The organism is Floccifex porci, assembly GCF_009696175.1.
GTDB lineage: Bacteria > Bacillota_I > Bacilli_A > Erysipelotrichales > Erysipelotrichaceae > Floccifex > Floccifex porci.
Map to the genome: position 1 here is coordinate 25472 of NZ_VUMM01000019.1, position 12614 is coordinate 38085.

Annotated in this window: 16 protein-coding genes; 14 read left to right on the forward strand and 2 right to left on the reverse strand. The window is 33.0% G+C overall.

Annotation, left to right across the window (positions count from 1 at the left end; translation table 11 throughout):
* Genes FYJ50_RS08325 through FYJ50_RS08350 form a run of 6 tightly spaced genes read left to right on the forward strand, consistent with a single transcriptional unit; the run spans position 1 to position 5377 of the window.
* Positions 1 to 759 carry a SufD family Fe-S cluster assembly protein gene (locus FYJ50_RS08325; RefSeq protein ID WP_154460953.1) on the forward strand — a complete coding sequence of 253 codons (759 nt, stop codon included), beginning with the start codon at positions 1 to 3 and terminating at the stop codon, positions 757 to 759.
* Positions 749 to 1984: an aminotransferase class V-fold PLP-dependent enzyme gene (locus tag FYJ50_RS08330; protein WP_154460955.1), complete on the forward strand. Its 1236-nt coding sequence runs from the start codon at positions 749 to 751 to the stop codon at positions 1982 to 1984. The genes FYJ50_RS08325 and FYJ50_RS08330 overlap by 11 nt, the downstream gene beginning before the upstream one ends.
* A 12-nt stretch (positions 1985 to 1996) precedes the next feature.
* Positions 1997 to 2446 carry a Fe-S cluster assembly sulfur transfer protein SufU gene (gene sufU, locus FYJ50_RS08335; RefSeq protein ID WP_154460957.1) on the forward strand — a complete coding sequence of 150 codons (450 nt, stop codon included), beginning with the start codon at positions 1997 to 1999 and terminating at the stop codon, positions 2444 to 2446.
* On the forward strand, positions 2433 to 3827 hold the full coding sequence (gene sufB / locus FYJ50_RS08340) for a Fe-S cluster assembly protein SufB (RefSeq protein ID WP_154460959.1): 1395 nt from the start codon (positions 2433 to 2435) through the stop codon (positions 3825 to 3827). The genes sufU and sufB overlap by 14 nt, the downstream gene beginning before the upstream one ends.
* Complete coding sequence (locus tag FYJ50_RS08345) at positions 3820 to 4326, forward strand: 5-formyltetrahydrofolate cyclo-ligase (RefSeq protein ID WP_154460961.1); 507 nt, start codon at positions 3820 to 3822, stop codon at positions 4324 to 4326. The genes sufB and FYJ50_RS08345 overlap by 8 nt, the downstream gene beginning before the upstream one ends.
* 1 nt (position 4327) lies before the next feature.
* Positions 4328 to 5377: a hypothetical protein gene (locus tag FYJ50_RS08350; RefSeq protein ID WP_154460963.1), complete on the forward strand. Its 1050-nt coding sequence runs from the start codon at positions 4328 to 4330 to the stop codon at positions 5375 to 5377.
* 2 nt (positions 5378 to 5379) lie between these two features.
* On the opposite strand, the gene FYJ50_RS08355 is transcribed toward FYJ50_RS08350, so the two are convergent.
* Positions 5380 to 5844 (reverse strand): HD domain-containing protein, encoded by a 465-nt coding sequence (locus tag FYJ50_RS08355; protein ID WP_154460965.1) that lies wholly within the window; start codon positions 5842 to 5844, stop codon positions 5380 to 5382.
* Between the two features lie 39 nt (positions 5845 to 5883).
* The gene (locus FYJ50_RS08360; RefSeq protein WP_154460967.1) at positions 5884 to 6087 is read right to left on the reverse strand and encodes a cold-shock protein; all 204 of its coding nucleotides are present in this window, start codon (positions 6085 to 6087) and stop codon (positions 5884 to 5886) included.
* Positions 6088 to 6239: 152 nt separating this feature from the next.
* Between FYJ50_RS08360 and FYJ50_RS08365 the strand changes: the two genes are divergently transcribed.
* Genes FYJ50_RS08365 through nudC form a run of 8 tightly spaced genes read left to right on the forward strand, consistent with a single transcriptional unit; the run spans position 6240 to position 12475 of the window.
* Complete coding sequence (locus tag FYJ50_RS08365; protein ID WP_476729692.1) at positions 6240 to 6527, forward strand: helix-turn-helix transcriptional regulator; 288 nt, start codon at positions 6240 to 6242, stop codon at positions 6525 to 6527.
* On the forward strand, positions 6517 to 7230 hold the full coding sequence (locus FYJ50_RS08370; RefSeq protein WP_205946487.1) for a DUF3169 family protein: 714 nt from the start codon (positions 6517 to 6519) through the stop codon (positions 7228 to 7230). Before FYJ50_RS08365 ends, FYJ50_RS08370 begins: the two co-directional genes overlap by 11 nt.
* A gap of 56 nt (positions 7231 to 7286) precedes the next feature.
* Positions 7287 to 8717 carry a leucine-rich repeat domain-containing protein gene (locus tag FYJ50_RS08375; protein ID WP_154460971.1) on the forward strand — a complete coding sequence of 477 codons (1431 nt, stop codon included), beginning with the start codon at positions 7287 to 7289 and terminating at the stop codon, positions 8715 to 8717.
* A gap of 58 nt (positions 8718 to 8775) precedes the next feature.
* Complete coding sequence (gene lspA / locus FYJ50_RS08380; RefSeq protein WP_154460973.1) at positions 8776 to 9273, forward strand: signal peptidase II; 498 nt, start codon at positions 8776 to 8778, stop codon at positions 9271 to 9273.
* On the forward strand, positions 9249 to 10160 hold the full coding sequence (locus tag FYJ50_RS08385) for an RluA family pseudouridine synthase (RefSeq protein ID WP_154460975.1): 912 nt from the start codon (positions 9249 to 9251) through the stop codon (positions 10158 to 10160). The genes lspA and FYJ50_RS08385 overlap by 25 nt, the downstream gene beginning before the upstream one ends.
* Positions 10157 to 10651: a deoxycytidylate deaminase gene (locus FYJ50_RS08390; RefSeq protein WP_154460977.1), complete on the forward strand. Its 495-nt coding sequence runs from the start codon at positions 10157 to 10159 to the stop codon at positions 10649 to 10651. Before FYJ50_RS08385 ends, FYJ50_RS08390 begins: the two co-directional genes overlap by 4 nt.
* Entirely contained in the window at positions 10648 to 11682 is a 1035-nt protein-coding gene (locus FYJ50_RS08395; RefSeq protein ID WP_154460979.1) for a putative ABC transporter permease, read from the forward strand. Before FYJ50_RS08390 ends, FYJ50_RS08395 begins: the two co-directional genes overlap by 4 nt.
* A gap of 1 nt (position 11683) precedes the next feature.
* Positions 11684 to 12475 (forward strand): NAD(+) diphosphatase, encoded by a 792-nt coding sequence (nudC, locus tag FYJ50_RS08400; RefSeq protein WP_154460981.1) that lies wholly within the window; start codon positions 11684 to 11686, stop codon positions 12473 to 12475.
* The last annotated feature ends 139 nt before the right edge of the window (positions 12476 to 12614 follow it).

Below are 12614 nucleotides of genomic sequence, written 5' to 3' on the forward strand. Positions count from 1 at the left end.
ATGAGTGAAGCCATACAGACAGTTTATTTGAATGAATCCAATCATTTTCAGATGGAATCCGAACAGTCTTTATTCTGTCATATGCAGAAAAGTAAAATTGATTTACATATTGTATGCCAGCAGGATTCCAAAAGTCATATTTTTCTATTCAATCAGATGGAAAATGGACAGTTGAATATAGAAATTGAATGCAAGAAAGATTCTTATTGCATGATGAGCTTGCTGGATCTACAGTCTTCGGGTTTGAATTTATCATTAAATGTGAATTTAAAAGAAGAAGGAGCTGAATTTGATATTGATACAGCTCAATTATGTGATGAAAATGGAAAGAAAAAAGGAAAGATTGAAATTAGACATCAGTCCAGTCATACATATGGGCAAATTCATAATTATGCTGTTTTATGTGAAAATGCCTATTATGAAATGTGGGCAAATGGAAATATAGAGAATGGATGTCATGAATCTCAGTCTCATCAGAAAACCAGAGTGTTAACTTTATCAAAAGGGCATACAGCTAAAGTGACTCCTCTTCTTTTGATTGGAGAAAATCAGGTAAAAGCTTCTCATGCTTTATCCATAGGACAGCCAAATGAAGAACAGCTTTATTATCTTCAATCCAGAGGGCTTTCAAAACAGCAGGCTTTAGGATTATTAAGTATAGGGTATTTTATGCCAGTTATTCATCAGATTGAGGATGAAAATCAGCAGATTCTACTGCAAAGTGAAATGGAACGGAAAGTAGGTTTATATGGACGTTAATAAAATTCGTGAAGATTTTCCTATATTAAATCGAACAATGTGCCAGAAACCATTGATATACTTTGATAACAGTGCCACAACTTTAAAGCCAGATTGTGTTATTCAGACCATTACAAATTATTATACTTATTTAGGAGCCAATGCACATCGTGGTGATTATGAAATGAGTGGACAGGTGGATGCTCAATTTGAAGGTGCAAGAAAGATAGCACAGAAATTTATCAATGCCAGATATCCAGAAGAAATTGTTTTTACTTCAGGAAGTACAATGGGATTGAATGAAATCTGTATCATGCTTACTTCTCAATATTTAAAGGATGGAGATGCAGTTTTAACCTGTCAAAGTGAGCATGCTTCCAGCATCTTACCGTGGATGAAGGCATCAAAAAAAATTGAACTACAGTATATACCTTTAGATTCACATGGAAAGATTACACTGGAAAATGTTAAAAAAGCATTAAATGATAAAGTAAAAGTGGTTTGTTTAGCACAAGTATCCAATGTATTGGGATATCAGACACCAATCAAAGAAATATCAGAGTTGTGTCATGCCAGAAATATTATTCTGATTGTAGATGGAGCACAAAGTACACCGCATATAAAAATCGATGTACAGGATCTGGATGTGGATTTCTTTGTGATGAGTGCGCATAAAATGTGCGGACCGACTGGAGTAGGAATATTGTACGGTAAAAAGAAATATCTGGATGTACTGGAACCAGTATTTTATGGAGGGGAATCAAATGCTCGTTTTGATCAGTGCGGGCATGTCCTTTTAAAAGAATCCCCTTTAAAATTTGAAAGCGGAACACAGCCAATAGAAGCGGTTCTTGGAATGGGTCAGGCAATGAAATATATCGAAGAAATTGGCCAGGATCGCATTCATGCCTATGAAGTTGAATTAAAACGATATTTTTTAGATAAAATTAAAGATATGAATCATATTGTTGTATATAATAAAGATTCTGAATGTGGAATTGTTACATTTAATGTAATGGATCATGGAAAAATGATTTTTGCTCAGGATGTTGCCAGCTTCCTGAATACGAAAGGAATCGCTGTTCGTTCAGGCCAGCATTGTGCAAAACTGTTGCCTGAAGTATTAAATGTCAATTCAACGGTACGTGCCAGTTTTTATTTTTATAATACAAAAGAAGAAATAGATACATTTGTAGAAGCTTTAAAAGAAGTGACATTAGAAAACTGTGTTAATATTTTCTTTTAGAAAGGATAAAATATGTCAATTGATGCATCATTATTAAGAGAAATTATAATGGATCATTATGAATATCCAAGAAATAAATCATTAACGGATCAATCAGGATATGCATCGGTTCATATGGCCAGTGATTCCTGTATTGATGATATTACCGTTCAATCAAAAATTGAAAATGGAATCATTCAGGATGTACGATTTGATGGAGTTGCCTGTACTATTGCGACTTCTTCTACTTCCATTATGAGTGAACTTATGCAGGGAAAAAGCATAGAAGAAGCCAAAGAAATCATATCAAATTATTTTAATATGATCGATCAGAAAAAATATGACGAAGATCTTTTAGAAGAAGCCATTGCCTTTCAGAATGTTGGTAAACAGGCGAATCGAATTCATTGTGCAACAATAGGATGGAAAGCAATGGATCAGATGATCAGAGAAAGTGAAGGTGAAAAGGATGAATCCAGATGATATAACACTTTCATCACAGGGTGATTTTCAGGACGATTACAATGCCGTTTTTGAAACACCTAAAGGATTAAATGAACAAATTGTCAGAGAAATATCCGCAATAAAAAAAGAACCAGAATGGATGTTAGAATATCGTCTGAAATCATTAAAATGTTTTCTGGAAAAACCGATGCCGGAATGGGGATTGAATCTGAAGGATATGGATTTTAATGATTATACATATTATTCACGTCCAAGTGAAGATAAAACTAATAAATGGGAAGAAGTACCAGAAACGATTAAAAATACTTTTGAAAGACTGGGAATTCCAGAAGCTGAAAGAAAATTCCTGGCAGGAGCTTCAGCGCAGTATGAATCAGAAGTTGTATATCACAATATGCTTCAGGAAGTGGAAGAAAAAGGTGTTATTTTCTTAGACATAGACAGTGGTTTAAGAGAATACCCAGAAATCTTTAAAAAATATTTTGATACCGTTATCCCTTACAATGACAATAAGTTTTCAGCTTTAAATGGAGCTGTATGGTCTGGAGGATCTTTTATTTATGTACCTCCTGGGGTAAAGCTGGAAAAACCATTACAGTCTTATTTCCGTATTAATTCAGAACGAATGGCACAATTTGAAAGAACATTGATCATTGTCGATGAAGGAAGTGACATTCATTATGTGGAAGGATGTACGGCGCCAAGTTATTCAAAAGATTCTCTGCATGCAGGAGTAGTAGAAATTGTCGTATTAAAAAACGCAAAATGTCGATATACTACTATTCAGAACTGGTCAAAGAATATATACAACCTTGTGACTCAGCGAGCAAAAGTATTTGAAGGTGGATCAATGGAATGGGTAGATGGAAACATCGGCTCTTTAATGACGATGAAATACCCAACCTGTGTTTTAGCAGGGCCAAATGCGAAAGGAACCTGCATTACCATTGCGGTAGGAGATGGAATTCAGCAGATTGATTCGGGTTCTAAAATGATCCATTTAGCAGAAAATACATCCAGTCAGATCATTTCAAAATCCATTTCAAAAAATGGAGGAAAAACCAATTATCGTGGTCTGATCCAGCACAATCCAAAAGCAAAAGGATCCAGAAGTAAAGTGGAATGCGATACTTTGATTTTAGATAATCAGTCAAGTTCTGATACACTACCTACAAATATCATGAAAAATGATGATTCAACAATTGAACATGAAGCAACGGTTTCAAATATCAGTGAGGAACAATTGTTTTATTTAATGTCTCGTGGTTTATCCAGACAAAAGGCAACGGAAATGATCGTAATGGGTTTTTTGGAACCTTTCACAAGAGAATTGCCTATGGAATATGCTGTAGAGCTAAATCGTTTATTACAGCTGGATATGAGTGATTCCATTGGATAGAAAAGATTATATTACATTACGATCAAATGTTGAAAACCGCGAAGAAAAAGAAACAAAAATCATTCAGAAACTTGAACCCTTTATAAATGGAAAGGTAGGAATGTATGTTCCCATCAAAGGTGAAGTAAATTGTTTTGATGAATTCAAAAGATATAAACAATTATATTTACCTATTGTTGAAGATGAACAGACAATGAATTTCTATAAATTTAAAGGAAAATTGTATCGAGGTAAATTTAATACTTATGAACCATCCAATAAAATAAAAATAGAACCTTTAGATCTGGATGTCATTCTTGTTCCTATGGTCGGATTCTATAAGATGTATCGTATGGGATATGGAAAAGGATATTATGATCGATATTTAAAACAGACAAAAGCCATTAAAATCGGAGTGGCTTTTGACTGTCAGAAAATGGATTCTATGACAATCAAGAAAAGTGATGTTGCGATGGATCTGATTATTACAGAATCTAAAACTATATGGAAGCAGGATTAAAATGAGTATAAAAGACAATGCAAAACAATTTTGGAATTTATTTGTTGAATTAGAAGATGAAATTGTAGATGGTCTTACCCATTCAAATTATGAAATTTTAAATAAAGATGTAGAAAAGTTAGATGATATGTGTTATGAAATGACAGGCTGTCATTTCTTTGTGGAAAATGTATATGGGGAACTGGAATGTACATTTGATACAGGTCCCAATAAAACATGTCAGCTGATTGCTCAATATTTTGTACAGGTAGCACCTAAATCAATCTCAAATCATTGGATTCTTAATGATTGTCTGCCACCTTTATCGTCTAAAGCTGTCTTGGCAACGGTACAGATCAAAGAAGACCAGTACAATCTGCAGGATTTCTTTGTGTCCTATGGAATTGATGACAACCAGGATTTAGTTCACGTGAAAGTTTATTGTCCTGGTTTCTATCTTATTGACAATACGGAAAACAAAAAAGAAATGAGTATGTATTTACTTGAATTGGCATTGGGTCAATGTTGTTACGAAGCGTATATTTCTCATATCGATTATATGGATGAATGCAAAGAAGTGGAAGAATTCTGTCCGCTTATTGAATTTTATGATCGTCTTTTGGATATTGTAGAAAGAAAAGGATGGCATACATATGTTTCTCCATTGGACATCTATTCTGTATATCAGCCAATTCAGGATTTTGCACACGATTCATTAAGGAAAGATATGAAGATGATCTTTACAACGCATCCTATCCTGTTAGAAGAAACTATAGAAGAGAAAAATGATGTTCTTTCGGATATGGAAAGTAAAGGTGGAAAGTACGGATATATTTATTACAGCAATTTATATGGAAATCAGCAGGATGCCCTTTTACATAAAGAGATATCGAATTCCATTCAAAAACAGCTTCAGAAGAATGAAACAGGAAAAGTCATTGGAGGAAGTATTGGAAAGAGTTATTCCTATATAGATTGTGCCATATTTGATGAGTCTATTTTCAATCTTGTTTTTGGTAAAATAAAAAGACAGCTCGATGACAAAGTCGAACTGTACTATCAATCATTTTAAAATTATTTTTGAATATCAGCGGTTGCTTTAAACAATCGCTGTTTTTCTATGTCACTCAGTTCACATTCAGGGTTTTCCAGAAAACGAGCCATAACATCCGCATCTTTTAAAGCCTCGCATAAAGGAGAATCGTATTTATTTTTAAAAGAATGACGAGAAATCGCATAACAGATATCGTCTATTTCATTGATTTTAAACAATTCTGTCTGTCTTAAAAATTGTGAACAGTATAAACTTGATAATTTAGCATGCTGATCATGAGGACAGTTGTCCACAAATTGTGCATAATCATGAAATAAGGCGCAGATTTTAGCCCGTTCAATTCGAATGTTTCGTGAGATTGCAAGTAGAGTTATAGAAGCATCCACCATAGCAGTGTGAGTGTAGGCAGCAGTTTTTAAAGGTTCATAGCTAATTTTTGAATATTGGCTATAAACATAATCTTTTACGATTTCGTATTTTTTCATATTCTTAAAAAAAAGCACTGCGCGTGCTTTTTTCTGTTCTTACTGAACAACAGACACATTTGCTGCCTGTTTGCCGCGTTCGCTTTCAATCAAATCATAAGTTACTGTCTGACCTTCTTCTAAAGTACGATAACCTTTTGCGTTGATTGAAGAGAAGTGAACAAAGACATCTTTTCCATCTGTACCAATGATGAAACCGAAACCTTTTTCGGCATTAAACCATTTCACTTTACCAGTGTACATGCTTTTACCTCCCGGAACTGAATTACTCTAACTTTGTCTACCTATGATAAACAATTGCCGAAAATAATAAAGAATCCCTACTTAACGATATTTTACCACTTGTGTCTATAAAATGTCCATATTGGTTTAAAATAATTTTTTAACAAATTGTTTTGACAACTATTGTTGTCAATGATAAAGTATTAATGACAAATAAAGTTGTCAAAAAAGAGGTGATAGAATCTATGGCAATTCTAAATCGTGTAAAAGAATTACGAGCAGCTATGGGAATCAATCAGCAGGAATTAGGAAGTCTTGTCAATGCATCCAGGCAAACCATTTCTTTGATTGAAAGGGGAGACTACAATCCCAGTATTACACTGGCTTTAAAAATCAGCCATGTATTTCAAAAAAATGTAGAAGAAGTCTTTATGTTAACGGAGGATGAATATGAACAATGATAAAAAGATAATGATTCGGTTTGTTTTTATTATGATCATCAGTTTAATAATTGGTGGTTTTATTGGTTTTTTGATAGGTGGATATTATCAGGAATTGTTTGAATGGAGCATTTATCTTAGTGATCTGCTGATTACATATGGAGTATTTGCGTATGGTATAGGATATTTTCTGTTACTGATTTCTACAATATACTATTTTAAAGCAAAATCTTATTTAAAGGCTTTGGAAGATGAAATCAATTATGAAACAGCAAATAAAACATTGTCAAAAGCAATGATATTTAATAATGTCGCAATGCCTTTAATGTTCATCTGCTTAGGATTGTCTGCCTATTCTCTTTTTGATCTGGGAATGATATCCTTTCTTCTTATTGTTGTGTATATAGTATGGACACTGATTCTTTCAAATGTCATCATTAAAAGCATTAAACAAATGGCACCTGAAAAGAAAGGTAATGTATTTGATGTAAAATTTCAGAAAGACTGGTATGAAAGCTGTGATGAACTGGAAAAATTACAAATTGGAAATGCCTGTTATAAAACATTTAAATGTATGACCAATATTTATTTAGTAAGTGCAGTGATAATATGTTGTCTGTCATATACTGGTTTTATCTCTCCATTCTGGATTTTATTTATTGGTATGTTATGGATCCTTCAACAAGCAATTTATTCTATATATTGTATGAAAGAAAACATTTGATTTTTGTATTATTTAATCTTTATGGTGTATAATATAAAAAAATGGAGGTCATAATTATGTTGATTAAAGATGACGGTCTAAGACAGGTAATAGCTTCAAAATTAAAATGTAAAGAAGATGAAATTAATGAGAATAATATGATGGATCTGATTTATCTGGATGCACAGGAAAGAGAGATTGAATGTCTGGATGGATTGGAGTATGCACAAAATATTGAGACATTGATTCTGTCTCGAAATAAACTGCAATCTCTGGATCCAATTAAAGATTTAAGAAACATCGAAAAATTAGATGTTTCTGGAAACCAGCTAAGAGATTTACAGGCATTGCATGGATTCAGACAACTGAAATCACTGAATATTTCTCATAATAACTTATACACAATGGATATTTCTGCAGTTGCGGCGATGATCAATCTGGAATATTTAAATATGAAAAAAGCTAAAATTGACAGTCTGGTTTATCTGGAAAAATGTGCTCATTTAAAAGAAGTCAGCATCAATACAGAAAACGGTCCATTCAGCTTTGCGGTTTTAGGACGCCTTAAAAATCTTAAGAAGCTGGATCTGTCAGGAATGCGTTTATTCAATATTGATGATTTAACTTATATTTCGACTTTGGAAGAACTGGATCTGTCAACAAATTTAATGAATGATATTTCTGCTTTACTGTCAATGGAAAATTTGCGTGTATTAAATGTTCAGAACTGTCCATATCTGAAAGATTATTCACTTTTAAAAGAATTTCCATCATTGGAAGAATTGGATATGTCTTATAATGTTCCTGATAATTTTGACTTTTTACGCTCTTTGAATAAACTGCAGGTTTTACGTATGGAACAATCTGGATTCAGTGATATGAGGGAACTGAATCACCTGTCTTCCTTAAGAAAACTGGATGTTTCTAAGAATGAAATTACCCATGTGGATGATTTTATTACAGTTGGAAATTTAACAACTTTTAAAGCACAATATTGTCAGCTGGTTTCTATAGAATTTTTAAAGAAAGCCAATCAGTTGATTCATTTGAATATCAACAACAATTCCATTCGTGATATTTCACCATTGAAACATGCGAATCATATGGTGGATCTGAAAGCTGGAAACAACAATATCGAAGATATATCTGCTTTAGAAGATATGAAACAGCTTCAGATTTTAAATTTTGAATATAACAATGTTTCGGACATATCTCCTTTAAAAGATTTAAAGGAATTATGTTATGTGGATTTCTACAACAATAATATTGAAGATTTAAGTCCATTAAAAGATCTGGAATTCATTTCTTATTTAAGACTGGATCATAATGCAATCAAAGATATTTCACCAATCGCAAATCTTCCTTATTTGTTGTCTTTATCTTTAAAGAACAATCAGATCAGTGATGTTTCACCATTAAAGAATTTAACTTTACTGGAAACATTAAGAATATATGGAAATCCAATTGAGGACTTATCTGGATTGGAATATGGTAAATTAAGAAATTAAGGCAGTTTCAACTGCCTTTTCATTATGATAAAATGAAGTGCAGAAACGAGGGATTGAATTGAATAAGAAAAAATGGATCATCGGTCTAATCGCATCTATTATTCTGATTTTATTAGATCAATATACAAAACTCTATATCACAAAAACAATTTCACTTCATGAACAGGTAGATCTGATTGAACATGTATTGTATTTTACTTATTTTCAGAATACTGGAGCTGCCTTTAGTCTTTTGACTGGATTTGGAAATGTTTTTTTTGGGATCATAACAATTACAGCTCTGATCTTTATTCTTTATATGTTTAAGGATACAGAAAATAAATTTATGATGACTGGATATATTTTAGTTTTTGCGGGCGCCATCGGTAATTTTATAGATCGAATGTTTTTAAATTATGTACGTGATTTTATTGGGGTATATATAGGAAGTTATGCATTTCCGATATTTAATGTAGCCGATATTTGTATTACTGTTGGATTTGCGTTAATTTTATGTTGGATGCTGATAGAAGAAATTGAGGAAAAGAAAAGATGGAAGAAAGAACTTTTAAAATAGATGAAAATCAGGAACATCAAAGACTGGATAAAGCTGTTGCTTTATTTTTAGATGTTTCCAGAAAAAGAGTAAAAGATCTGCTGGATGACAATCATATATTTGTGAATGGAAAAAGTGCAAAAGCCAGTTATACGACTGTGCTTAACGATCGAATCACCATTGAAATACCAGAAGATGAAAATACAGAAGTCCTTCCTGAAAACATTCCTCTGGACATTGTATATGAAGATTCGGATTTAATTGTGATCAATAAACCAAAAGGCATGGTGGTGCATCCGGCTCCTGGACATTACAGTGGTACACTGGTCAATGCCCTTTTATATCACTGTAAAGATCTGAGCGGAATCAATGGAGTGAATCGACCAGGGATCGTCCATCGAATTGATAAAGATACATCTGGATTACTGGTTGTATGTAAAAATGATAAAGCACATAAAGCAATCAGTGAACAATTGGCCAATAAAACCTGTCACCGTCAGTATGTATGTATTGTCCATCATCCATTTTCTCATGAATATGGAACCATTCATGCGCCCATTGGAAGAAGTGAAAAAGATCGGAAAAAAATGGAAGTCACTTCTAAAAATTCAAAAGATGCGATTACTCATTTTACTGTACTAAAAAATTTTAGAGAGTATGCATATGTACAATGTCAGCTGGAAACAGGAAGAACACATCAGATTCGTGTTCATATGCAGTATATAGGTCATCCAATTGCAGGGGATCCGACTTATGGATATCGAAAAACATTAGAGACCAATGGTCAGCTTCTTCATGCCAATAAACTGGAATTTATACATCCGACTTCAAATGAAAAGATGACATTTGAAATTGGTCTGGGAAAGGAATTTGAACAGGTATTAAAGGAACTGGAGGAAATGGAATGAGTCATAGAATCGATGTACTTAGCTGGGATGAATATTTCATGAGCATGGCTCATTTATCCGCAAAACGGTCTAAAGATCCCAATACACAGGTAGGAGCCTGTATTGTGAATAAAGACAAACGAGTGGTAGGACTTGGATATAATGGGTTTCCTATGGGATGTGATGATGAATTGTTTCCGTGGCAAAGGGATGGACAGTATCTTCAGACAAAATATCCATTTGTGGTTCATGCAGAATTGAATGCGATTTTAAACAGCATTCAGAATTTAGAAGGATGTACGATCTATGTTTCTTTATTTCCCTGTAATGAATGTGCAAAAGCTATTATTCAATCGGGAATAAAAAAAGTAGTTTATGAAAGTGACAAGTACAATGGAACAGAAAACAATATTGCTTCCAAAAAAATGTTTGATCATGCTCATGTAGAATATATTCAATTAAAAGAAACCGTTGAAGTAAATGTTAAAATATTAAAAGGAGGGATAGAGTGAGCTTAGGACTGTCTGAATTTGTAATTGTATTCTTCCTGTTTTCCGTATTGGGATGGTGTATGGAAGTTATTTTAAAAATGATAGAACTGCATCGATTTGTGAATCGAGGATTTTTAATTGGACCTTATTGTCCGATTTATGGCTTTGGAGTTGTCTTTATTATTGTTATTTTACAGGATATTCTGCATTTAAATACCGGTATTTTTTCTACTTTTGCCGGTGGATTTATCGTATGTGGGATTTTAGAATATTTTGTAAGTTATATAATGGAAAAACGATATCATGCAAGATGGTGGGATTACAGTACAAAACCATTTAATATTCATGGAAGGGTATGGATTGGAAATCTAATACTGTTTGGTTTGGCAGCATTTGTCATTCTGCAGATTATTTATCCAGTAATTAGATTGGGATTAAATGCGATTTCAGAACCAGTAAAATGGGTTATATCTATTCTGATCGTTATTCTTATGACAGGTGATGTAATTTTATCAAGGCTGGCAATGCATGTGATCCGAGATGAAATTGATGGAACCCAGGCAGATGATTCAGAAGAAATCAGTACAAAAGTTCATATGGCTTTAAAAAATCGTTCATTGTTTGTAGCTCGTTTAGAAAGAGCGTATCCAACAATGAAAGTATCTCCTTCTGTATTAAAAGAAAAAATACTGGAAGCTGAATTAAGAGCAAAACAGGCTTTGAAAGATATGGATGAAGCCATTGATGAGAAAAAATACGAAATGTATAAGACAGTATCTGAAAAGGCAGAAACCATTGGTAGAACAATGAGTGATGTATCGGATATGGATACAGAAGAATTTAAACAGTATATTGGTGAAGTGAAAGAAGATATGAAAGATGCCTTCGATGAAAAAAAACAGGAAGTCTATAGATCTGTATCTTCAAAAGCGGAATCCATTGGTAAAACCATCAGTGAAGTATCCGATAAAAAATCAGAATATTTAGAAGAAGTAAAAGAAAGTCTAATGGATAAAAAAGAAAATTTATTGAATCGAAAAAAGGAAGATTGACATGATTCATGAAATAAAAGGTGAATTTAATCATGTATATCAGTATTTAAAACCAGAAGATGAAGATATACTTTTAATTTATAAAGAAAACGCATTTGCAGGAAAAATAATCCAGAATCAGATTGTTCTTCCAGAATATAAAGATTTTTATGCAGATTGTCTATATTTATTCACAATCGATCATAAACGCTTTTTTCTGTCAAAAGAAGAAATTGAAACAAATTATTGTACTTTGCACAGTGTCAGAACAGCTTTACCAAATGAATTGGGATTTGCCATTATGAATGGATATCATATTTATCAATGGATGAAACACAATAAATATTGTGGATGCTGCAAGAGTGAATTAATACTGGATAAAAAAGAATTTATGCTGGTATGTCCAAAGTGTCATAACTGTATATATCCAAGAATCAATCCAGCGGTAAATATTGCGATTCTGGATGGAAATCGACTTTTGATGGCAAAACATCAAAAAGATAAACCTTATGTATTAATTGCTGGTTTTGTGGAATATGGTGAAAGTTTAGAAGATACTGTTGTAAGAGAAGTTAGAGAAGAAGTTGGATTAAAGGTTAAGAACATTCGGTACTATGGATCGCAGCCATGGGGCTTTGCACAGAATATACAGGTTGGCTTTGTCTGTGAACTAGATGGCAGCGACAATATTACTTTGGATTGTTCTGAACTGTACCAGGCGGATTTCTTTTCAAGAGAAGTAGTGAAAAATGAAATAGGAACATCCAGTATTACAGGTCAGATGATCCAGGACTTTATGGAACATAAAATATAAAATCCTCCAAAGTGATATGTACCCTCCAAACTGGACAATAAGCCAGTAAGGAGGGTTTTTATATGAAGTATACATGGCAGTTTAAACTTGAATGTGTAAAGAATTATAAGAAAGGCATTACTACACCTGTACCTGAATA

What these genes read in the sequence shown, in the direction of transcription:
- FYJ50_RS08325 (WP_154460953.1), top strand. Translation starts at nt 1, where the DNA reads ATGAGTGAAGCCATACAGACAGTTTATTTGAATGAATCCAATCATTTT.
- FYJ50_RS08330 (WP_154460955.1), top strand. Translation starts at nt 749, where the DNA reads ATGGACGTTAATAAAATTCGTGAAGATTTTCCTATATTAAATCGAACA.
- sufU (WP_154460957.1), top strand. Translation starts at nt 1,997, where the DNA reads ATGTCAATTGATGCATCATTATTAAGAGAAATTATAATGGATCATTAT.
- sufB (WP_154460959.1), top strand. Translation starts at nt 2,433, where the DNA reads ATGAATCCAGATGATATAACACTTTCATCACAGGGTGATTTTCAGGAC.
- FYJ50_RS08350 (WP_154460963.1), top strand. Translation starts at nt 4,328, where the DNA reads ATGAGTATAAAAGACAATGCAAAACAATTTTGGAATTTATTTGTTGAA.
- FYJ50_RS08355 (WP_154460965.1), bottom strand. Translation starts at nt 5,844, where the DNA reads ATGAAAAAATACGAAATCGTAAAAGATTATGTTTATAGCCAATATTCA.
- FYJ50_RS08360 (WP_154460967.1), bottom strand. Translation starts at nt 6,087, where the DNA reads ATGTACACTGGTAAAGTGAAATGGTTTAATGCCGAAAAAGGTTTCGGT.
- FYJ50_RS08370 (WP_205946487.1), top strand. Translation starts at nt 6,517, where the DNA reads ATGAACAATGATAAAAAGATAATGATTCGGTTTGTTTTTATTATGATC.
- FYJ50_RS08375 (WP_154460971.1), top strand. Translation starts at nt 7,287, where the DNA reads ATGTTGATTAAAGATGACGGTCTAAGACAGGTAATAGCTTCAAAATTA.
- FYJ50_RS08385 (WP_154460975.1), top strand. Translation starts at nt 9,249, where the DNA reads ATGGAAGAAAGAACTTTTAAAATAGATGAAAATCAGGAACATCAAAGA.
- FYJ50_RS08390 (WP_154460977.1), top strand. Translation starts at nt 10,157, where the DNA reads ATGAGTCATAGAATCGATGTACTTAGCTGGGATGAATATTTCATGAGC.
- nudC (WP_154460981.1), top strand. Translation starts at nt 11,684, where the DNA reads ATGATTCATGAAATAAAAGGTGAATTTAATCATGTATATCAGTATTTA.